Origin of the sequence: Actinosynnema mirum DSM 43827 (assembly GCF_000023245.1) — a bacterium.
Lineage (GTDB): Bacteria > Actinomycetota > Actinomycetes > Mycobacteriales > Pseudonocardiaceae > Actinosynnema > Actinosynnema mirum.
Genome location: NC_013093.1, coordinates 5,521,972 through 5,540,036, shown reverse-complemented (window position 1 = coordinate 5,540,036; position 18,065 = coordinate 5,521,972). Strand labels below are relative to the sequence as shown.

Annotated in this window: 16 protein-coding genes; 4 read left to right on the top strand and 12 right to left on the bottom strand. The window is 75.0% G+C overall.

The features are described 5' to 3' along the window. Positions 1-8: 8 nt before the first annotated feature. From AMIR_RS23150 to AMIR_RS23125, 6 genes are all read right to left on the bottom strand, one after another. Complete coding sequence (locus AMIR_RS23150) at positions 9-974, bottom strand: alpha/beta hydrolase (protein ID WP_015803371.1); 966 nt, start codon at positions 972-974, stop codon at positions 9-11. Next, the gene (locus AMIR_RS23145) at positions 971-1,219 is read right to left on the bottom strand and encodes a phosphopantetheine-binding protein (RefSeq protein WP_015803370.1); all 249 of its coding nucleotides are present in this window, start codon (positions 1,217-1,219) and stop codon (positions 971-973) included. The genes AMIR_RS23150 and AMIR_RS23145 overlap by 4 nt, the downstream gene beginning before the upstream one ends. A gap of 43 nt (positions 1,220-1,262) precedes the next feature. Beyond that, complete coding sequence (locus AMIR_RS23140; protein WP_015803369.1) at positions 1,263-2,867, bottom strand: AMP-binding protein; 1,605 nt, start codon at positions 2,865-2,867, stop codon at positions 1,263-1,265. 358 nt (positions 2,868-3,225) lie between these two features. Continuing rightward, positions 3,226-4,506 (bottom strand): MFS transporter, encoded by a 1,281-nt coding sequence (locus AMIR_RS23135; RefSeq protein ID WP_015803368.1) that lies wholly within the window; start codon positions 4,504-4,506, stop codon positions 3,226-3,228. Further along, positions 4,503-5,717: an ATP-grasp domain-containing protein gene (locus AMIR_RS23130; RefSeq protein WP_015803367.1), complete on the bottom strand. Its 1,215-nt coding sequence runs from the start codon at positions 5,715-5,717 to the stop codon at positions 4,503-4,505. The genes AMIR_RS23135 and AMIR_RS23130 overlap by 4 nt, the downstream gene beginning before the upstream one ends. Positions 5,718-6,044: 327 nt before the next feature. Next, the gene (locus AMIR_RS23125) at positions 6,045-7,295 is read right to left on the bottom strand and encodes an MFS transporter (RefSeq protein WP_015803366.1); all 1,251 of its coding nucleotides are present in this window, start codon (positions 7,293-7,295) and stop codon (positions 6,045-6,047) included. Between the two features lie 316 nt (positions 7,296-7,611). On the opposite strand from AMIR_RS23125, the gene AMIR_RS23120 reads away from it, so the two are divergent. The 3 genes from AMIR_RS23120 (at position 7,612) to AMIR_RS23110 (ending at position 10,720) form a co-directional block, all read left to right on the top strand. After that, the gene (locus tag AMIR_RS23120; RefSeq protein ID WP_015803365.1) at positions 7,612-8,712 is read left to right on the top strand and encodes an S-(hydroxymethyl)mycothiol dehydrogenase; all 1,101 of its coding nucleotides are present in this window, start codon (positions 7,612-7,614) and stop codon (positions 8,710-8,712) included. Positions 8,713-8,933: 221 nt separating this feature from the next. Beyond that, positions 8,934-9,947, top strand: coding sequence for a hypothetical protein (locus tag AMIR_RS23115; protein ID WP_015803364.1), 1,014 nt, complete (start codon positions 8,934-8,936; stop codon positions 9,945-9,947). A 137-nt stretch (positions 9,948-10,084) separates the two neighbouring features. Further along, the gene (locus AMIR_RS23110) at positions 10,085-10,720 is read left to right on the top strand and encodes a hypothetical protein (RefSeq protein ID WP_041836963.1); all 636 of its coding nucleotides are present in this window, start codon (positions 10,085-10,087) and stop codon (positions 10,718-10,720) included. A gap of 656 nt (positions 10,721-11,376) precedes the next feature. Here AMIR_RS23110 and AMIR_RS23105 read toward each other — a convergent pair. The 6 genes from AMIR_RS23105 to AMIR_RS23075 all read right to left on the bottom strand — a co-directional run bounded on the left by AMIR_RS23105 (position 11,377) and on the right by AMIR_RS23075 (position 16,955). Then, positions 11,377-12,177, bottom strand: coding sequence for a glycosyltransferase family 2 protein (locus AMIR_RS23105; RefSeq protein WP_015803362.1), 801 nt, complete (start codon positions 12,175-12,177; stop codon positions 11,377-11,379). 16 nt (positions 12,178-12,193) lie between these two features. Continuing rightward, on the bottom strand, positions 12,194-13,288 hold the full coding sequence (locus AMIR_RS36095; protein WP_015803361.1) for a glycosyltransferase family 4 protein: 1,095 nt from the start codon (positions 13,286-13,288) through the stop codon (positions 12,194-12,196). 92 nt (positions 13,289-13,380) lie between these two features. Then, entirely contained in the window at positions 13,381-14,073 is a 693-nt protein-coding gene (locus AMIR_RS23095) for a hypothetical protein (RefSeq protein ID WP_015803360.1), read from the bottom strand. Then, positions 14,070-14,912, bottom strand: a complete 843-nt coding sequence (locus tag AMIR_RS37670) for an alpha/beta fold hydrolase (protein WP_015803359.1) — start codon at positions 14,910-14,912, stop codon at positions 14,070-14,072. The genes AMIR_RS23095 and AMIR_RS37670 overlap by 4 nt, the downstream gene beginning before the upstream one ends. Positions 14,913-15,012: 100 nt before the next feature. Beyond that, positions 15,013-16,338 carry an APC family permease gene (locus tag AMIR_RS23080; protein ID WP_015803358.1) on the bottom strand — a complete coding sequence of 442 codons (1,326 nt, stop codon included), beginning with the start codon at positions 16,336-16,338 and terminating at the stop codon, positions 15,013-15,015. Positions 16,339-16,457: 119 nt separating this feature from the next. Beyond that, positions 16,458-16,955 (bottom strand): MarR family winged helix-turn-helix transcriptional regulator, encoded by a 498-nt coding sequence (locus AMIR_RS23075; RefSeq protein ID WP_015803357.1) that lies wholly within the window; start codon positions 16,953-16,955, stop codon positions 16,458-16,460. Between the two features lie 132 nt (positions 16,956-17,087). On the opposite strand from AMIR_RS23075, the gene AMIR_RS23070 reads away from it, so the two are divergent. After that, positions 17,088-18,017, top strand: a complete 930-nt coding sequence (locus AMIR_RS23070; protein ID WP_015803356.1) for an NADP-dependent oxidoreductase — start codon at positions 17,088-17,090, stop codon at positions 18,015-18,017. Positions 18,018-18,065 lie beyond the last annotated feature (48 nt).

Genomic DNA, 18,065 nt, shown 5'->3' with positions numbered 1-18,065 from the left:
CCCCGCGCTCACCGCAGCAGCGCGTGCCGCAGCGCCGCCGCCTGCGAGGCCAGCGAGCGCGCGGACACCCCGGCGGTCGGCACCGCCGCGTCGAACCCGTGGAAGGCGCCCGCCACGTGGTGCAGCTCCACCGGGACCCCGTCCCGCGACAGCCGCACCGCGTAGTCCACCGCCTCGTCGCGCAGCGCGTCCACCTCGGCCGCCAGCACGTACGCGGGCGCGACCCCGGTGAAGTCCGCGCGCCGCGCGGGCACCGCGTACTCCGACGTCGCGGCCTCCGGCGAGTCGCCGAGGTAGTGCCGCCACATCAGCGCGCTGTCCGCGACCTTCCACGACGAGGTCTCCGGGTAGCGCCGCATCGACCCGCTCGCCAACCGGTCGTCCAGCGCCGGGTACAGCAGCACCTGGAGCGCCGGCTCCGGCCCGCCCCGGTCGCGCGCCATCAGCGCCACCGCCGCGGCCAGCGTCGCGCCCGCGCTGCTGCCGCCCACCGCGATCCGCTCCGGCGCGAACCCCAGCCCGGCCGCCGCGCCCGCCACCCACTCGACCGCCGCGTAGCAGTCCTCGCCCGGCACCGGGAACGGGTGCTCCGGCGGTCGCCGGTAGTCCACCGACACCACCGCCACCCCGGCCGCCGCGAACCCCAGGCAGCGGTGGTGCTCGGAGTCCAGGTCGCCCGCGACGAACGCCCCGCCGTGGAAGTACACCAGCACCCCCGGCGGCGTCGGGGCGGCTGCGGGCCGGTAGACCCGCAGCCCGACGTCCGCGCCCGGCACCGGGAACGAGGTGTCGACCACCTCGACCCCGACCGGGTCCGGCGCGCCGCGCAGCAGCGCCCGCGACAGCTTGCAGGCGCGGGCGAAGTTCCGCCGCGCCTTCAGCGGGTCGGTGAACGACACGTACGGCTGGGCTCTGGCCGAGTCGACCAGCTCCGGGTCGACCAGCGCGGTCCAGTCGTGCCCGAGCGCGGTCATCCGGCGGTCCTGGCGACCACCCGCGCCATGCCCGCCACGGTCAGGTCCTCCACGAGCTCGTCCACGTCCAGCTCGACGTCGAACACGTCCTCGACCTCGGTGATGATGGACAGCAGCAGCAGGGAGTTCCCGCCCAGGCTCAGGAAGTCCGCGTCGTGCGCGACCGGCGACACCTTCAGCGCGCGCTCCCACACCAGCGCGACCCGCTCGGCCGCGGCGTCCTCGGTGATCTTCTGGATGGTCATGGTGAGTGCTCCGTCCCTCTCGCGACCCGGCGGCGCGGGCCGTTCACGCGTCGAGCGGTTCCAGGGCGGCCGACGTGGCCACCCGCACTGCGTCCCGGTTCACCTTCAGGTTCCGGTTCAGCAGCGGGCTTTCCGGGGTCAGCTCGCCGGGCAGCAGCGCGATGCGGCTGATCCGCCGCCCGGCCCCCAGTCGGGAGCTGACCAGTCCGATGCGGGGGCGCACCGCGTCCCGCGCGGCCTCCCGGTCGCCGTCGTACCAGACGGCGGCGGCGTACCCGTCGCCGTCCGGCGCCGGGTACAGCGCGACCCGGTTGACCCCGCCCGCCTTGGCGATGTCGAACTCCAGGTCCTCGATCTGGAGCTTCTCACCACCGCTGGTGATCACCACGTTCTTCTTGCGGCCCTTGAGGAACAGGTGGCCGTCGACGAACTCGCCCAGGTCGCCGGTCGCGATCGTGCACGGTCCCCGGAACACCGGCTCGACGTCCTCGGGCCCCTCGCCCTCGTAGCCGACGCACAGGTGCACGTCGTGCGTGACCAGCACCTCGCCGTCCGGGGCGATCTCCACGCTGCCGGGCTGGTTCTCCCGGCCGACCGAGCCGATCCGGTTGGCGCCGGGCAGGTTCCAGGTCAGGTAGCCGATCTCGGTCATGCCGTAGATCTGGTAGAGCTCGAAGCCCGCGCGGGCGAAGAACTCCAGCATCTCCGGCCGCACCGGGGCCGACCCGACCAGCATCAGCCGCGCCCGGCCGCCGTAGGAGTCGTGGAAGGAGCGGAACACCTCGCGCCGCAGGCGCAGCGCCTCCTCGCGGGGCAGCGAGTCGGCCGGTTCGACGGCCCGGTCCAGGGCCGCGCGCTCGTGCGGCGGCAGCTTCTCGTACCGGCTGTGCGCGAACTCGTAGAAGTTCGGCGGCCCCAGCAGGATCGTCGGCCGCCCCTGCTCCAGCGCGGCCAGGAACCGGGACGCGGTGGTCAGCACGATCCCGCAGGCGTTGCGGATCGCCAGGTAGCACAGGTACCGCTGCTGGAACGTGGACAGCGGCAGCGCGATCAGCACCCGGTCCTCGGGCGTCATCGGGTACGCCGCGCCCTGCGCCTCGACCAGCGCCTCGACCCCGCGCCACGCCAGCAGCAGGCACTTGACCCGCCCGGCGGTGCCGGAGGAGAACGCCAGCGTGAACACCTCGCGGTCGTTCTCCGGCAGCCGCTTCCCCAGCGGGGCGGGGGGATCGGCGTCCGGGGTGAACCCCGGCAGCTCCAGCAGCCGCTCCAGCGGGGCCACCGCGGGGCCGTCGTCGGCCGAGCGCGCGGCCTTGGCCGCGAACACCGCGACGAGGCCGTAGGTCCGCGCCACCTCGGAGTTGGTGCGGCCCTTGAAGTCCGGTACCGGGATCGCCACCGGGACCGCGCCCAGCTCCAGCAGCGCCAGGTCCAGCACCAGCCACTCGTAGCTGTTGTCCCCGCGCACGCCCACCCGCGCCCTCGGCGCGATCCCGCGCTCCCGCAGGTGCGCCACGACCCGCTCGACGTCGCCGAGCACCTCGCTCCACGGCGCGAACCGCGTCCCGCCCCGCTCCACCCGGTGCACCCCGCCGGTGGTGGCCGCGCGCAGCCACTCCAGCACGATCCGGGGATCTTCCCCGCCCATCCGGTGTTCCTCCCCTGGTCCTCTGCCGCGCGCCCGCCACCCCGTGCCGACCGCGCCGCGCTCGGGGACCGGCGCCCCCGTGCGCCACCCCCGCCGTGCCCAACCCCCACCGCCGCGCCCGGTCCGATCGCCCGGACCGCCGCGGCCACTGCCGTGCCCGGCCCCGCTGCCGCGCCCGCTCCCGCTCCTGGTCCGCCGTGCCCGAACCGGCTGCCATGCCTGGTCCCGCTGCCATGCCCGGCCCCACTGCCGTGCCTGGTTCCGCTGCCGTGCCCGGCCCCACTGCCGTGCCTGGTTCCGCTGCCGTGCCCGGCCCCGCTGCCGTGCCCGGCCCCGCTGCCGCGCCAGGTCCAGTCGCTCAGACCGCCGCGCCGCTGCTCCGCTCCGAGCCCTCGCCCACGCCGCCCTCGCCCCGCTCGCCGCGCGGCTTGTGCGCGGCCGTGAACGCCACCGCCGCCAGCAGTCCCGCCACCAGGCAGGAGACCCACAGCAGCGGCGCGCCGCGCCCGTACACGTACGTGCCCACCGCCGGTCCCAGCGCGAACGCCGTCGACTGCACCGCCGCCAGGTACCCCTGGTACCGCCCGACCCGCCCGCTCGGCGACAGCGACGCCGCGGCGCTCGCCACCACCGGGGAGAACAGGATCTCGCCGATCGTCCAGGTCACCACGCTCGCGATCAGCAGCGCGAACGACGGGAACGACCCGGAGGCCGCGATGCCCACCGCCATCAGCGCCGTGCCCAGCACCAGCGGCAACCGCCACGGCAGCTTCCGCGTCCACGCGCTCAGCGGCACCTCGAACACGATCACCAGCACCGCGTTCAGCGTCAGCAGCCCGGCGTACACCTTGGCGTCGTGGAAGTCCGCCACCGCCAGCGGGACCGTCGACGAGTACTGCACGTACACGGCGGTGATCAGCAGCACGCCGGTGAAGAACAGCACGAGCTGCGCCGGGAAGCGCTTGCCGCCCGCCGCCACCTCGTCCGCCGACGCCTCCTCGGCCACCCGCGCCGCGGGCTTCGGCAGCCCGAGCCACAGCACCAGCGAGAACAGCAGGTACGCGCCGCTGCTCACCAGGAACAGCGACTCCAGCCCGTACGGGGTGATCGCGATCGCCAGCACCGGCCCCACCGCCGCGCCCACGTTCAGCGCCAGCCGGAAGAACGCGAACACCGGCACCCGGTCCTGCTCGCGGGTGTGGTCCACCAGCAGCGCCGAGGCCGCGGGCAGGTACGACTGCGCGAACAGCGCCGCCGCGAACACGCCCACCAGCGCGACCGCCTTCGTCGGCGCGAAGCCGATCACGGCCAGCCCGACCGCCGCCAGCAGCGTCGACCCGACCAGGGACGCCTTGCGGGAGAAGCGGTCCGACACCCAGCCGCCCAGCATCGACCCGCACGGGATCGCGACGCCGACGGCCAGCAGGATCAGCGGCATCTGGGCCAGGGTGAACCCGAGCTGCTCCAGGAACAGCGTCAGGAACGTGGCGAAGTACGAGCCGGACCGGTTGACGAACACGCCCGCGACGAGGATCCAGACCGGGCGCGGCGAACCGAGGATGACCTTGAGCACCGACCGCTGCTCGTCACCGCCCCCACCGCCCCCACCGTCCCCGGCGCCACCGGCCCCCGCGCTCACAGCGGCGTCCCGTCCACCACCAGGTCGGCCGCGACCGCGTCCCGCCGCTCCAGGCACTCCCGCCGGTCCGCGCCCGTGACGATCGCGAAGCCCAGCCGGGACAGGAAGCCCTCCGGCGGCAGCCGCACCTCCGTGCCGGGCGGCAGGAACGTCGTCAGCCGCTCGAGACCGGGGTACTCGGCCTCGTCGCGGCGCAGCCGCACGCCCTCCACCCGGTAGGCCCGGTCCGGGTACACCATGACGATCGCGGCCACCTCCGAGCGCAGCGGCCCGGTCTCCGGGGCCAGCCCCACCGCCACCCGCGCCGCCGACGCGGCAAGGTCCACCCCGCTGGCCAGCTTGCCCAGCAGCGGGATCAGGTCGCCGCCCAGGCGCACGTTGATCTCGATGATGCGCGGCCCGTCCGGGGTGAGCCGGAACTCGGTGTGCGTGACCAGCCGGTCCAGCCCGACCGCCCGGTGCGCCTCGCGCACCAGCCGCACCGCCTCGTCGATCGCGGGCGAGGGCTCGGCGGGCACCACGTGCCCCAGCTCCTCGAAGTACGGCGGGAAGCCCAGCACCTTCTCGGCCACCACCAGCGGGTGCGCGACCCCGTCCCACACCACGCAGTCGACGCTGAACTCGGGCCCCTCCAGGTACTCCTCCAGCAGCACGCCGGCGAGCTTGGACGCCGTGCCGTCCCCGGCCTTGGCGGTCGCGGCGATCGCGAACGCCTCGCGCAGCCCCGCCTCGTCGTCGGCCCGCACCACGCCGATGCTGCCGCCGAGCGCGAGCGGCTTGCACACCAGCGGGAACCCGATGCGCCCCGCCGCGTCCACGGCCTCCTGCCCGGTGTGCGCCACGGCGAACCGCACCGGGCTCAGCCCGGCCTCGGCCAGGTGCCCGCGCAGCGCGGACTTGTCCTTGCACAGCCGGATCGCCTCGGGCGAGGTGTGCGCGATCCCGACCTCGGCGGCGACCAGCGCGACCGTGCCGACCAGGCTCTCGTCGTAGGTCAGCAGCCCGTCCGGCGCGACCTCCCGCACCGCCTCGACCAGCGCGGCCACGTCCGCCGGGTCGACCACCCGGAAGTCGGTGATGTGCGGCTTCTGCCAGGTGGGCTCCCGGTTCTCCAGGAGCACGAGGTCGGCCTCGCCCGCCATCGCCTCCAGCGCGTATTCCCGGAACGCCTGACCACCGCTGCCGATGACGACCAGCCGCTTTTCGCTCACTGCGGGAATCCCCCTGTGCTTCCGTGCCCGGTGTTCGTGCCGAGTGCCGCGCGGAGGCGGTGGAGCGGGACGGTCGGCCAGGCGGCGTCGCCCCGTGGCGGACCACCGCGCGGGAAGCAGCCGCGGTGCCGCGACATCGCGCTCCGGCTGGGAAAAACAGTGCCACACCCCGGTGTTGCGGGGCAATCGAGGAAGTGTCGGAACACCGTATAGCTGATTGCACTCGCACCGGAAAAGAACCCGGCCCCTGAAATGCCCTTTCCCGCCCTGCGGAACGCCCCGCTGGGCCGAACGGGCCATCGGGAAACCCGATGGCCCGCGCCGCCGTCACGCCGCGGCGGGCGTCCGGCTCACCTCGGGCCCGACCGCGTCCGGGTCGGGCTGCAGCGACACCAGCAGGGCCGCGCCGACCGTCATGACCGCGCTGAGCAGGATCACCGGCAGGTAGCTGTGGAACCGGTCCGCGATCACCGCGCCCAGCTGGCTGCTCACCGCCACCGCCACCATGTGCAGCGCCCACAGCACGCCGATCGCGGTGCCCTTGCGCCCGCGCGGCAGGATCTTCGCGATCCACATCGTGGTGGCCACCACGGTCACCAGGTAGCTCGCCCCGAACACCGCGCCGAACACCAGGACGGTGAACTCGGCGGAGAAGAACGGGGTCAGCACCATCGCGCCCGCGCGCATCAGGTAGCCGCCGACCAGCGTGGCCCTGATCCGGCCCCGGTCGCACAGCCTGCCCGCCACCAGCGACCCGGCGATCTCGGTCGCGCCCAGCAGCACGAACGCCACCGAGCTGGTCACCGGGGCCACGCCGTGGTCGTGCATGTGCGGGAACAGGTGCACGTCGACGAACGCCATCGTGGTGCCGCAGGCGAAGAACGGCAGGATCAGCCCGCGCACCCGCCGGTCGGCGAACGCGGTGCGCACCCCGGCCAGGAACCCGTGCTCGGCGGGCGCGGCGGGCGGCTTGGGCTGGCGGGTGGAGGAGCGCACCAGCAGCAGCGACAGCGGCAGCAGCACCACCAGGAACACCGCGCCCGCGCCCAGCAGGATCTGCCGCCAGTCGGTGATGCCGCCCAGGTACGTCCACAGCGGCACCAGCACCATGAAGCCGACCGCCGCGCCGTTGGTCAGCACCGCGTACAGCACGCCCGCGTTGCGCCCCGCGAACAGCTGGTCGGCCAGCACGCCCAGCGGCACGAACGACAGCATCGTGCAGCCGATCGCGCCGAGCACGCCGTAGGCCAGCACGAACAGCCGGATGTCGGTGACCGTCCCGCAGATCAGCAGCACGCACCCGACGATCCCGGCGCCCATCGCCAGCACCGGCACCGCGCCGATCCGGTCCGCCAGGTGCCCCACCGCCGACGAGGCGAGCGCGGTGACCACCGCGAACAGCGTCGTGCCCACCGCCAGGGTGCCCCTGGTGACGTCGAAGCTGTCGACCATCGGCAGGAACAGCACCTGCACGGTGCTCTTCATCGACGAGCCCGCCATCGAGATCACGAAGCTGACCGCGGTGGCGAAGATCGCGAACGCGGTGATGCCCCCCGCGATCCTGGGAGTGCCGCTCATGATTGCTCCATAACTTCCCCGAAGTGCCCGCGGACAGCTCCAGCGCGTCCCGGCGCGGGGACATGCTGGCACGCCGGGGCCTGGCGGCGGAATGCGCGATCCGGGCGAATCGGGAAACCGCTGCCACCTCCGGGCGCGGATCGGCGGGAGCGCGCCGGAATACTGGGGAAAAGTGCGCAAATCGCATCGGCGCGCCCTGTCGGTAACCTCGTCAAGACCTTCGGGCGAAGTGTTTCAGGGGTAACGCCGGAGGGGGGTGCGGCGGGTAACCGGCTGGGCGCCCGCGCGGGCGCACGAGCTTCGTGGAGGCGAGCGGATGTCCAGGACGGTCAGTGCTGTGGTGGCGCCGGGTGGCGGCAAACCCGCCGAGCTGGTGGAGGTCGTGGTGCCGGACCCCGGTCCGGACGAGGTGACCGTCCGGGTGCTGGCGTCGGGGGTGTGCCACACCGACCTGCACTACCGGGACGGCGTCATCGCCGCCGAGGGCCCGTACCTGCTGGGCCACGAGGCCTCCGGGATCGTGGAGCGGGTCGGGCCGGGCGTGCGCGACGTCAAGCCCGGCGACTTCGTGGTGCTCAACTGGCGGGCGGTGTGCGGGCGGTGCCGGGCGTGCAGGCGCGGGCGGGCCGAGGCGTGCGTGGACGACCGCACCGCCACCACCCCGATGACCCTGCTCGACGGGACGCCGCTCACCCCGGCGCTGGGCATCGGCGCGTTCACCGAGCTGACCCTGGTGCACAGCGGCCAGTGCACCCCGGTGAACCCGGCGGCGGACCCGGCGGTGGTGTGCCTGCTCGGGTGCGGGGTCATGTCGGGGCTGGGCGCGGCGATGAACACCGGCGGCGTGCGGGTCGGCGACACGGTCGCGGTGATCGGGGTCGGCGGGGTCGGCGGCGCGGCGGTCGTGGGCGCGCGGCTGGCCGGGGCGACGACGGTCGTGGCGGTGGACCGCGACGAGCGCAAGCGCGCCGTCGCGCACGAGCTGGGCGCGACCGACTTCGTGCACGCGGCCGAGGGCGTGGACGTGGTCGCGCGGGTGCGCGAGCTGACCGGCGGGCTGGGCGCCGACGTGGTCGTCGACGCCGCCGGGTCCGAGCAGACCTGGCGGCAGGCGTTCTACGCGCGGGCGCTGGGCGGCACGTTCGTCCTGGTCGCCAGGCCGGACGCGTCGATGCGGCTGGAGCTGCCGCTGCTGGACGCGTTCCTGCGCAACGGCACGTACCGCACGAGCTGGTACGGCGACTGCCTCCCGTCCCGCGACTTCCCGCCGCTGGTCGAGCTGTTCCTCCAGGACCGCCTGCCGCTGCGCCGGTTCGTGTCCGAGCGGATCGGGCTCGGCGACGTGGAACGCGCGTTCGAGTCGATGCGCAGGGGCGACGTGCTGCGCAGCGTGGTCCTGGTGGACGGCGCGCGCTAGCGGTTCCCCGGTCCGGCCGCGCGGCGTCTCCGCCCGCCGCGCGTCCGAGGTCCGCTGTGAGCAGGCCCGCACTTCCGCCGGGGCGCCCCGAGCCGTCGGCGCGCTGCCCCTCCGCTGCCCTGACCAGCGCGTATGTCGGGGACCCCGCCCGCCCGCCCCGCCGCGTCACCGGGTCGAGTGGGCGTGGCGCCCGTGCCGCGCGGGCGTGCTGAGGAGGAGCCGTGCCGACCGACCCGCCCGCCGTGCCCGGCCACGACCCCGAGGCGCTGCGCGAGGTCCGCGCGCTGGTCGCCCGCAGCACGGCGGGCATGGCCCCGGTCCGCCCGCTGCGCGCCCCCGAACCGGTCGTGGTCCGGGCCGGCCGGCGCGGCGGGTTGCCGTTCGACGGCCTCACCTCCGACCTGCACCTGGGCTGCCTGCCGGTCACCCAGGTCTGCTACGGCGGCTGCTTCGCCGCGCGGACCGCGTTCGGCGCCGGGTTCGACTTCGGCGTCCGCGTGCGGAACCACCTGGACGCGGACGTGCTGCGCGCGGACCTGGCGGCGTTGCCCGCGGGGCAGCGGTTCCTGCGCAACGGGTGGAACAGCGACGCGTCCTGGGACTGGCGCGGGGCGCGCGAGCTGGCCGACCTGGTGCGGGAGTCCGGGCGCTGCACGGTGTTCGTCACCAAGCACTTCCACCCGATTCCGCCGGACGTCCTGGCCGGGCTCGTCGCGGCGGGCGCGGAGCTGCGGGTGTCGGTGAGCGCGCTGGACACGCCCGGACAGCTGCGGCAGCGCCTCGGCGGGCTGCTGTCCTACCGGGGCGCGGGCGGCGTGGCCGTGCCGGTGGTGATGAGCTCGCGCTACGCCGACGAGCGGCTCGGGCGCAGGCAGGACGCGCTGGTCGACTGGATCACCGGCCACGACCTGCCCGGCGCGGAGAACAGCCTGCGGTTCCCGCCGCACCTGCCGGTGGCCGCGCTGCTGGACCACGACCGGGTCGGCGTGCTCGACGGCAGCGGCGACCTGTGGGCGGGCAGGCTGTACGGCGAGCGGCTGCCGGTGCCCACGATCACCGCCGTGCCCGGCGGTTACGCGGGGTTGCCGTGGCGTCACCTGTCCGAAGTGGACCGGGACCTGCTGGCGTCCTGGGCGGTCGACCCGGTGCGCGCGCACGAGGAGGTCGTGGCGGGCGGCAGGCTGGCGAAACCGGAGCAGTGCGGGGTCTCCCGAGCCTGGTCGCCGGGCACCTGATCGATCCGGTTCCGTACCGGGCCCGCACGAACCGTAACGCGGTTGTGAACACCTTCCGCGATCATTCGGGACGTGTATGTAAACCCTGCGTAGTAGTGCTTGGTTCCCGCGCTCACCTCGGCTTACTCTCCTGCGCCATGAGGGCGATCGCGGTGGCCGCGATGTTGGCGTTGGTGTCGATCGGGTCGGCCTGGTTGTGGGGCGGCGCGGTCGCCGAGGGCTGGGCGTTCGCCTTCGCGCCCGAGTGCGGCGCCGTCGAGCGCGAGGACTGCGTGTTCGAGGAGCGCGTCACGGTGTCGAGCGCCTTCCGCGACTACGACGGCTCGGCGCAGCTGAAGTCGAAGGACGGGGACGGCGTGGAGCACGTCATCGCGGGCCTGCCGAGCTGGGACGACGCCAACCGCGTCGCCCCGAGCCCACCCGCCGAGGTCACCCTGGTGCGCTTCGCGGGCCGGACCCTGGACGTGCTCGGCGCGGACGGCGAGCGCGTCACGGTCTCGCCCGTCGCGGACGGCTCGTCGGCGAAGCTGCTGATGTGCGGCATCGCGGTGATCGGTTTGTCCCTGCTGATCCCGGCGTCCTGGGTCCGCAAGGGCGCGGCGGGCGCGGCGGCCGGCCTGTTCGCCGCGCTGGGCGCGGGCACCCTGGTGCCGAGGAGCATCGCGATCCCGTTGGAGATCGTGGTGTTCGTGGTGGTGAGCGCACTCGTGGCGGCGCTGTTCCTGCTGCACAAGCCGAGCCCGTCACCCGCGGGGCCGGCGGCGGTCGGCTGACGGTTCCCGCCGGTACGTGTCGCCGGACGACCGCCGCCCGCACGTCCGTCGCCGGGTCGTCGCTGTCGCCCAGCGCCTCCACCCCAGCCCGGCCCTGGTCCTCGGCCGCCGCCGCGACCAGCCGGTCGACGGCCCCCGGTTCCGCCGCGGTCCCGGCCTCGCCGAGCCTGGCGGTCAGCAGCGCCTGCGGACAGCCGCCGCCGGTGCGCGCGCACCGGGTCACCGAACACCGGCGCCACCCGCCCCGCCGGGGTGCTCGCGGTCGGAACGCGCCTGCGAAGTGCCTGCGCGGGACCTGGGCTGCGCGGGGGTGGCGCGGGATGCTCGAGGAGTTCCCGCCACGGTCGTCGGGAGGAATTCAGCGGGGATTTCGAGAATGGGGGACGGGCTCGTGGGGAAAGCGGTTCCGTGGCCGGTCGGACGCGCGTCGAGTCGCGCTGCCGAATTCCTCATCACGGGTAATCGCCCTAGTCGGGCGCTGGTGCGCTGACGATCTTCATAGCCCGCCGCGGCGCTGGCGGCCCCCGCCGCCCTGGCCGCGTTCAAGCGCTTCGGGAACGGTCTCAGCGGCCACCGCTGAACCCGGTGACCGCGTGGGCGGGACGTCCTCGGGCGTCCCGCCCCACGACCGGTTCCGACCGTCCGCGAAGGACCGCTCAGCTCCCCGGCGCCTGCCGGATGTTCGGCCCCAGGGCCACCTCGTGGCTGCCCGTCGCCGGCCGCTCGACGGACACCCGCAGCCCCGTGCTGCGCAGCGCCTTCGCCCGCTGCAGCGCGATCCGGCGGCCGGTGTGCTCCAGGCCGGGGTAGAGGGAGCTGTTCGTGGTCTGCGCGGGGTGCTTGCGGTAGAGCCAGGTCACCGCGTGGTCGTGCCAGCCGGGGGTCAGCTCGGACAGGGCCACCAGCGCGCCCAGCTCGTCGTCCACCGGCACGCCGGTCCAGCCGCCCAGCGCGCGCAGGGTCTCCGCCCTGGCCGCCAGACCGCCGCCGTGCAGCGGCCAGTTGCCGCCGCGCTCCTCGGCCCAGCGGTTCACCGCGCCCGGCGGCACCGGGCCGTGCGGCAGGTCCGGGGGGAACGGGCGGCGCGTGCCGTCGGGGAGGAGGTCGTCCGCCGACATCACCGCCCAGTGCACCGGGTGCTCCTCGAAGCGGGTGATCAGGGTGGCCAGCGCGTGGGGCAGCAGGACGTCGTCGTGGTCCAGGTTCTGCACCAGCTCGCCGGTCGCCCGCGCCAGCGCCAGGTTGCGGGTCGCGGCGATGCCGAGCCTGGCGCCGTTGCACGCGTAGCGCGCCCCGCCGACCCGGTCGGCCAGCGCGGGCGCCTCGCCGTCCTCCTGGACCAGCCACTCGCACGCCCACCCCGGCGGGAGTTGTTGCGCGGCAACGCTCCTGGCCGTCTCCGCCAGGTAGTGGGCGCTCGGGGCGTGTGCCGCGGTGATCACCGAGATCGTGCGCATGGGACCTTCCGGTTCGTCAGCTGCTTCGGATCTTCCGCAGCGCGGCGAGGAACGCCTCCGCCGACCGCTCCCAGTCCATGCCCGCCGCGGTGCGCCTGCCCGCGTCGACCAGCCGGGACCGCAACCCCTCGTCGCGGATCAGGGCCAGCACCGCCTCGGCCATGGCGTCCGCGTCGCCGACGTCCACCAGCAGCGCGTCGCGCTCGTGCGCGCAGAAGTCCTCCACCCCGCCGTTGCGGGTGCTCACCACCGCCGTGCCGCAGGCCATCGCCTCCGCGACCGGCAGCCCCCAGCCCTCGTGCACCGACGAGCACAGGTGCACCGCGCTGGACCGGTAGGCGCGGCTGGCCTGCTCGGGACCGTTGCGGGCGCGGGAGTAGCGCGCCCACGCGGGCAGCTCGGGGTGCCTGCGCTCGGGGCCGAACGCGTGCACCCGCAGCTCCGGGCACCGCTCGCGCACCGCCCGCAGCGCGGAGATCGCGGCGGACGAGCCCTTCTGCGGGCCGGTGCCGAGCAGGACGCTCACGCTCGCGCCCCTCGGCGGGTCCGGGTCCGGCGGGCGGTACGCCTCGTGGTCCAAGCCGTTGCGCGCCAACGAGATCCGCTCGTCCGGCACGCCGAGACCGCGCAGCTTCCCGGCCAGGTGCTCGGACACCACGACCTTCGGCAGCGCCGAGCGCAGCACCGCGTCCACCTCGCCGGGGTCCGGCACGCCCCAGACCTCGTAGCCCTGCACCAGGTGCGCGGGACGGCCGTGCCGGGGCTGCGCCGACAGGAGCAGCCGCGCGGTGGTCCAGTAGGTGGCCACGGTGACGTCCGCGTCGGGCAGCGCGTCGGGGGTCAGCTCGTCGACCATGCTCATCCGCACGGCTGGGTCCACCCGCATCCAGCGCAGCCACCGGGTCAGCCCGCCGGGTCTCGCGCTGTGCCAGCGGTCCCGCGCGATCTCGTACCAGTGCTTGACCGGGCGGTGCAGCCCCTCGCGCCACCGCTCGTGCACCACGGTCACCTCGTGGCCCCGGCGGGTGAGCCGGTTCGCGTGCTCGTAGACCACGCGGAAACCGCCGCTCGGCAGCCGGGAGAACACCGGGAGGACGAACGTGACCCGCATGGGCGCAGTCTGGCACAGGGCGCGCGCTCACGCGGGGAGCGCGGCGGCGCCGACGGTCGTGCGGACGGCCGTCGACGCCGGGCGGGACGGGGTCAGTGCAGGAAGTTCCGGTACGGGCCGTTCAGGATGCCGTTCTTCTGGCTCTGGTTGAAGTGCGTGTTCGGGTAGTCGTAGAACGAGGCCGACATCGGCGTGCCGTCGGTGAAGCCGGAGTCCGGCAGGCCGAAGGCGTGCCCCAGCTCGTGCACCATCCCGCCGTACCAGCGGTTCATCGGCCCGTTGACGCCCGCCGCCCCGTCCGCGTCGTGCCCGGACAGGATCACCCAGCCGCCACCGCCGCCGCCACCCGCGCCCGGACCCTCGGCCCGGATCTCACCGACGTTCAACCACCGGTTGTCCGGCGCGCCCAGGCCGAGGCGCCGCAGCAGCTCCTGCTGCATGTTGAACACCGTCCACCAGTAGCGCTCCGAACCGTTCGGGGTGTTCTCGTACCAGCTGCGCACGCGCTCACCGGTGATCACCTCGACCACCGGGTCGTTCAACCGGAACGTCTTCCCCAGCTCCTGCTTGTAGTACCGCTGCGCCTCGACCACCACGCGCGCGATCCCGTCCGCGTACCGCTGGTCGGGGGCCACGTCGGACGGCACGAGCAGGTGCACCCGCACCGTGCCGGTCGGGGGAGCCTGCGCCTCCACCGGGCCCGCCTGCGCGGCGGGTGGACCGGCCGCGGCGCCTGCCAGCACCAGGGTCAGCAGCGGGACGAGCACCTTCCGCAAACGCGTCATCGCGTCCTCACATCCGCTCGGATCTGCCTTGGCGGCGGCGGTCCCCGTGCTCCCCCTGCCCACCACTGTCGCAGCCGAAAAGGTTTTCGGCAACGGCCGGTGCCGGAAGTCCTCGAACCGGTCAGTCCACTGAGGACGGTCGTGGTCCCGGTGCGCTCGCGCCCGCCCCTTCCGCGTCGAGCCGCGCCGCCCACTCCAGCAGGACGCCCGCGTGCCGCTCCGGGTCGTCCTCGCGCATCTGTCGCGGCGGCTCGGCGAGCGACCCGAACTGCCGCAGCTGCGGCAAGTCCGAGGCGCGGCACGCCGCCGTGAACCCGGCCCGGTCGCCCACCCCCCCACTGGTCGCCCAGGTGCGTGCTGAGCAGCTCGAACAGCGGCCCGGCCGCCTGCCGCACGCCCGGACCGCAGACCGGGGTCAGCTCGGACGAGAACAGCGGCGGGTCCTCCAGCAGCACCGCCCGCACCTGGCCGGGCATCGCGTACGCGGACGACCAGGCGGCCAGCACGCCGCCGGACGAGTTCCCGGCGACGACCGCCGGGCGGCGCACCACCAGCGCCAGGAACCGGACCAGGTCGTTGCCGAAGTCGTCCAGGCTGTACCGGCGCGGCGTCCGCGTGCTGCGCCCCCGCCCGCGCAGGTCGACGGCGAACACGTGGAAGTCCCGCGCCGGCAGCGGCATGACGCGCTCGTAGGACCACCACGACCCGCCCTGCTCGGGGACGGGCACCAGCGCGGGCCGGTCCGGCGACCCGGCCTCGGCGTGGTTCAGGACGACCTCGCCGAGGTCGACCAGCAGTTCGGGGAAGTCGCGCGGCGCGGGGGGATCGACGACGGTCACGGGGGCTCCTCTGGTCGGGGGTCTGCCACCGATGGTGGCCACGACCGGGAAGCGCAACCACGGAGCGCTGCTCCCCCCTCCGGCGGGGGCTCGTCTCGCGCTAGCCCGCGCTTGTGCGGGCCTGGTCCTGCTTGTCGGCGCCGACCCCCTGACGCCACCACCGCACCAGCGCTCCCACCGCCAGCACCGCCGCGCCCGCGACCACCGAGCCGACCGGGAGCGCCAGCGCAGGCAGCAGGCAGCCGACCAGCCCGATCGCGGCCACCGCGCGGACCGGTCGGCTGCCGCCCAGCGTCCACGCCGACGCGTTGGCGATCGCGTAGTACACCAGCACCGCGAAGGAGGAGAACCCGATCGCCCCGCGCAGGTCCACAGTGGACACCAGGACCGCGACCACCACGCCCACGGCGATCCCGGCGTGGTGCGGAACCCCGTGGCGCGGGTGCACGGCGGCCAGCGCGCGCGGCAGGTGGCCGTCGCGCGCCATGGCCAGCGCGGTGCGGGACACGCCGAGCACCAGCGCCAGCAACGACCCCAGCGCGGCCAGCGCCGCGCCCGCCCGCACCAGCGGCGTCAGCCACGGCCACCCGGACGCGGCGGCGGCCAGCGGGTCCGCCGCCGAGGCCAGCCCGGCCGGTCCGAGCGCGCCCAGCAGGGCCACCGCGACCACCGCGTACACCAGCAGCGCGATCACCAGCGACGCGCCGACCGCGCGCGGGATGATGCGGGCCGGGTCGCGCACCTCCTCGCCGAGCGTGGTGACGCGCGCGTACCCGGCGAACGCGAAGAACAGCAACCCGGCCGACTCCAGCACGTCCAGGGGGCCGACGTCCGAGGTCCAGGTCGCCGATGAGCGGGGCGCCGACGGGTGGGGCGCGGACGGGAGGGGCGCGGACGGGAGGGGCGCGGACGGGAGGGGCGCGGACGCGGCGGCGGCGACCACCAGCGCCAGCACGAGCAGCACCACCGGCACGATCACCGCCGTGGCCGCCAGCGACCTGCGCACACCCGAGCAGGTCAGCGCGGTCACCGCCAGCACGGCCGCCACGGCGAGCGCGGTGCGGGCGCCCCGCCCGGCGTCGGGCAGCGCGTAGGCCGCGGCGGTCAGCGCCATCGCCGCGCACGACGCCGTCTTGCCCACCACGAACCCCCACCCCGCCAGGTGCCCCCAGAACGGCCCGAGCCGCTCGCTCCCGTGGACGTAGGCGCCGCCGGACACCGGGCGCCGGGCGGCCAGGCGCGCCGACGACGCGGCGTTGCAGCAGGCGGTGGCGGCGGCGATCGCCAGGCCGAGGAGCAGCCAGGTCCCGGCGGCGCGGGCGGCGGGCGCGAAGGCCGCGAACACGCCCGCGCCGAGCACCGCGCCCAGCCCGGTGAGCGTCGCGCCGCCCAGGCCGAGGCGGCGGGTCAGTCGCGGTGGGGTCATGGGGGTGCGCCCTTCGGGTCGGGGTCCGGCGGGGGAGTGCACCACGGCCCCGCCGCGCCCCGCCCGCGGAACCCCCGGTTGTTCACCCGCCCGCCTCGGAGGTGTCAGCCCCGGAGGTGTCAGCCCTTGCGCTTGCGCGGCGCGGCCGAGCGGGGCGGCACCGCGCGCATGTGGTCGCGGACCGGGGCGAGCAGATCGGCCAGCGCGGTGACGTCCTCGCGGGAGAGCGGCTCGAACAGCAGCCCGCCGACCACCTCCACGTGGCCGGGCAGCACCTGTCCCAGCAGCGCCCGTCCGGCGTCGGTGATGGTCACGGTGACGCCGCGCTCGTCGTCCGGGGACGGGGCGCGGGTGACCAGCCCGGCCTTCTCCAGCAGCCCGGCCTGGTAGGTGAGCCCGCTGCGGCTGTAGACGACGCCGTCGGCGAGGTCGGTCATGCGGTGGCTGCCGGTGGGCGAGTCGCCGAGCCGGGCGAGCAGCTGGAACTGCACGTAGCTCAGGTCGCCCGCCTCGCGCAGCTGCTGCTCCACGGCGTGCCGCAGCAGGCTGGTCACCTCGATGAGGTCGAAGTAGGCGCCGAGCTGCACGGGGTCGAGCGACGGCGGGGTGTCGGCCATGCCGCCGAGTGTACTGCTTCGAATTCAAAGGACCGTGGCGCAGGTCACTTTGCTTCAAATTCAAAGCAACGCTAGTGTTCTCCCCAGTTGCTTCGAACTCGAAGCAAAGACCGAGCGAGATGAGGCTCTCCCATGAAGGCAGTGCGCTTCCACCAGTACGGCGCCCCCGAGGTCCTGGTCCTGGAGGACGTCGAGCTCCCCACCCCCGGCGCCGGCGAGGTCCGGATCAAGGTCGCGGGCACCTCGTTCAACCCGGTCGACGGCAACATCCGCGCCGGGTTCATGCAGGGCCCGATCCCGGTGGCCCTCCCGCACACCCCCGGCCTCGACGTCGCGGGCACCGTCGACGCGCTCGGCGAGGGCGTCACGAACGTCCGGGTCGGCGACGCGGTCGTGGCCTTCCTGTCCATGACCGGCGTCGGAGCCTCCGCCGAGCACGTCGTCACCGCCGCCGAGGCGCTCGCCCCCGCCCCGACCTCCATCCCGCTGGCCGACGCCGCCGCCCTCCCGGTGGTGGGCCTGACCGCGTGGCAGGCCCTGTTCGACCACGGCGGCCTGGTCGCCGGTCAGCGCGTGCTGGTCAACGGCGCGGGCGGCTCGGTCGGCGGCCACGCGATCCAGCTCGCCAAGGCCGCGGGCGCCCACGTCGTCGCCACCGCCAGCCCCCGCACCGCCGACCGCGTGCGGGCCGCGGGCGCCGACGAGGTCGTCGACCACACCAGCACCGCGCTCGCCGACGCGGTCACCGAGCGCGTCCACCTCGTGCTCAACCTCGCCCCGGTCGCCCCGGAGCAGCTCGCCGCCCTGACCGACCTGGTCCACGACGGCGGGATCGTCGTGAACACCACGGTCTGGATGCCCGCCCCGACCGACGAGGCGCGCGGCGTGCGCGGCGTGAACCTGTTCGTCCGCAGCGACGCCGCCCAGCTGGCCGAGCTGGGCGAGCGCGTCGACCGCGGCGAGCTGCGCGTCGACGTCGCCCGCCGCGTCCCGCTGGCCGAGCTGCCCTCGGTGCACGCCGAGTCCACCACCCTGCCCGGCAAGGTCGTGGTCCTGGTGTGACCCCCACGAGCCGCTGCCCCCCGCGCCTCACCCGCGCGGGGAAGCGGC

What these genes read in the sequence shown, in the direction of transcription:
- AMIR_RS23150 (WP_015803371.1), bottom strand. Translation starts at nt 974, where the DNA reads ATGACCGCGCTCGGGCACGACTGGACCGCGCTGGTCGACCCGGAGCTG.
- AMIR_RS23145 (WP_015803370.1), bottom strand. Translation starts at nt 1,219, where the DNA reads ATGACCATCCAGAAGATCACCGAGGACGCCGCGGCCGAGCGGGTCGCG.
- AMIR_RS23140 (WP_015803369.1), bottom strand. Translation starts at nt 2,867, where the DNA reads ATGGGCGGGGAAGATCCCCGGATCGTGCTGGAGTGGCTGCGCGCGGCC.
- AMIR_RS23125 (WP_015803366.1), bottom strand. Translation starts at nt 7,295, where the DNA reads ATGAGCGGCACTCCCAGGATCGCGGGGGGCATCACCGCGTTCGCGATC.
- AMIR_RS23120 (WP_015803365.1), top strand. Translation starts at nt 7,612, where the DNA reads ATGTCCAGGACGGTCAGTGCTGTGGTGGCGCCGGGTGGCGGCAAACCC.
- AMIR_RS23110 (WP_041836963.1), top strand. Translation starts at nt 10,085, where the DNA reads ATGAGGGCGATCGCGGTGGCCGCGATGTTGGCGTTGGTGTCGATCGGG.
- AMIR_RS23105 (WP_015803362.1), bottom strand. Translation starts at nt 12,177, where the DNA reads ATGCGCACGATCTCGGTGATCACCGCGGCACACGCCCCGAGCGCCCAC.
- AMIR_RS36095 (WP_015803361.1), bottom strand. Translation starts at nt 13,288, where the DNA reads ATGCGGGTCACGTTCGTCCTCCCGGTGTTCTCCCGGCTGCCGAGCGGC.
- AMIR_RS23095 (WP_015803360.1), bottom strand. Translation starts at nt 14,073, where the DNA reads ATGACGCGTTTGCGGAAGGTGCTCGTCCCGCTGCTGACCCTGGTGCTG.
- AMIR_RS23080 (WP_015803358.1), bottom strand. Translation starts at nt 16,338, where the DNA reads ATGACCCCACCGCGACTGACCCGCCGCCTCGGCCTGGGCGGCGCGACG.
- AMIR_RS23075 (WP_015803357.1), bottom strand. Translation starts at nt 16,955, where the DNA reads ATGGCCGACACCCCGCCGTCGCTCGACCCCGTGCAGCTCGGCGCCTAC.
- AMIR_RS23070 (WP_015803356.1), top strand. Translation starts at nt 17,088, where the DNA reads ATGAAGGCAGTGCGCTTCCACCAGTACGGCGCCCCCGAGGTCCTGGTC.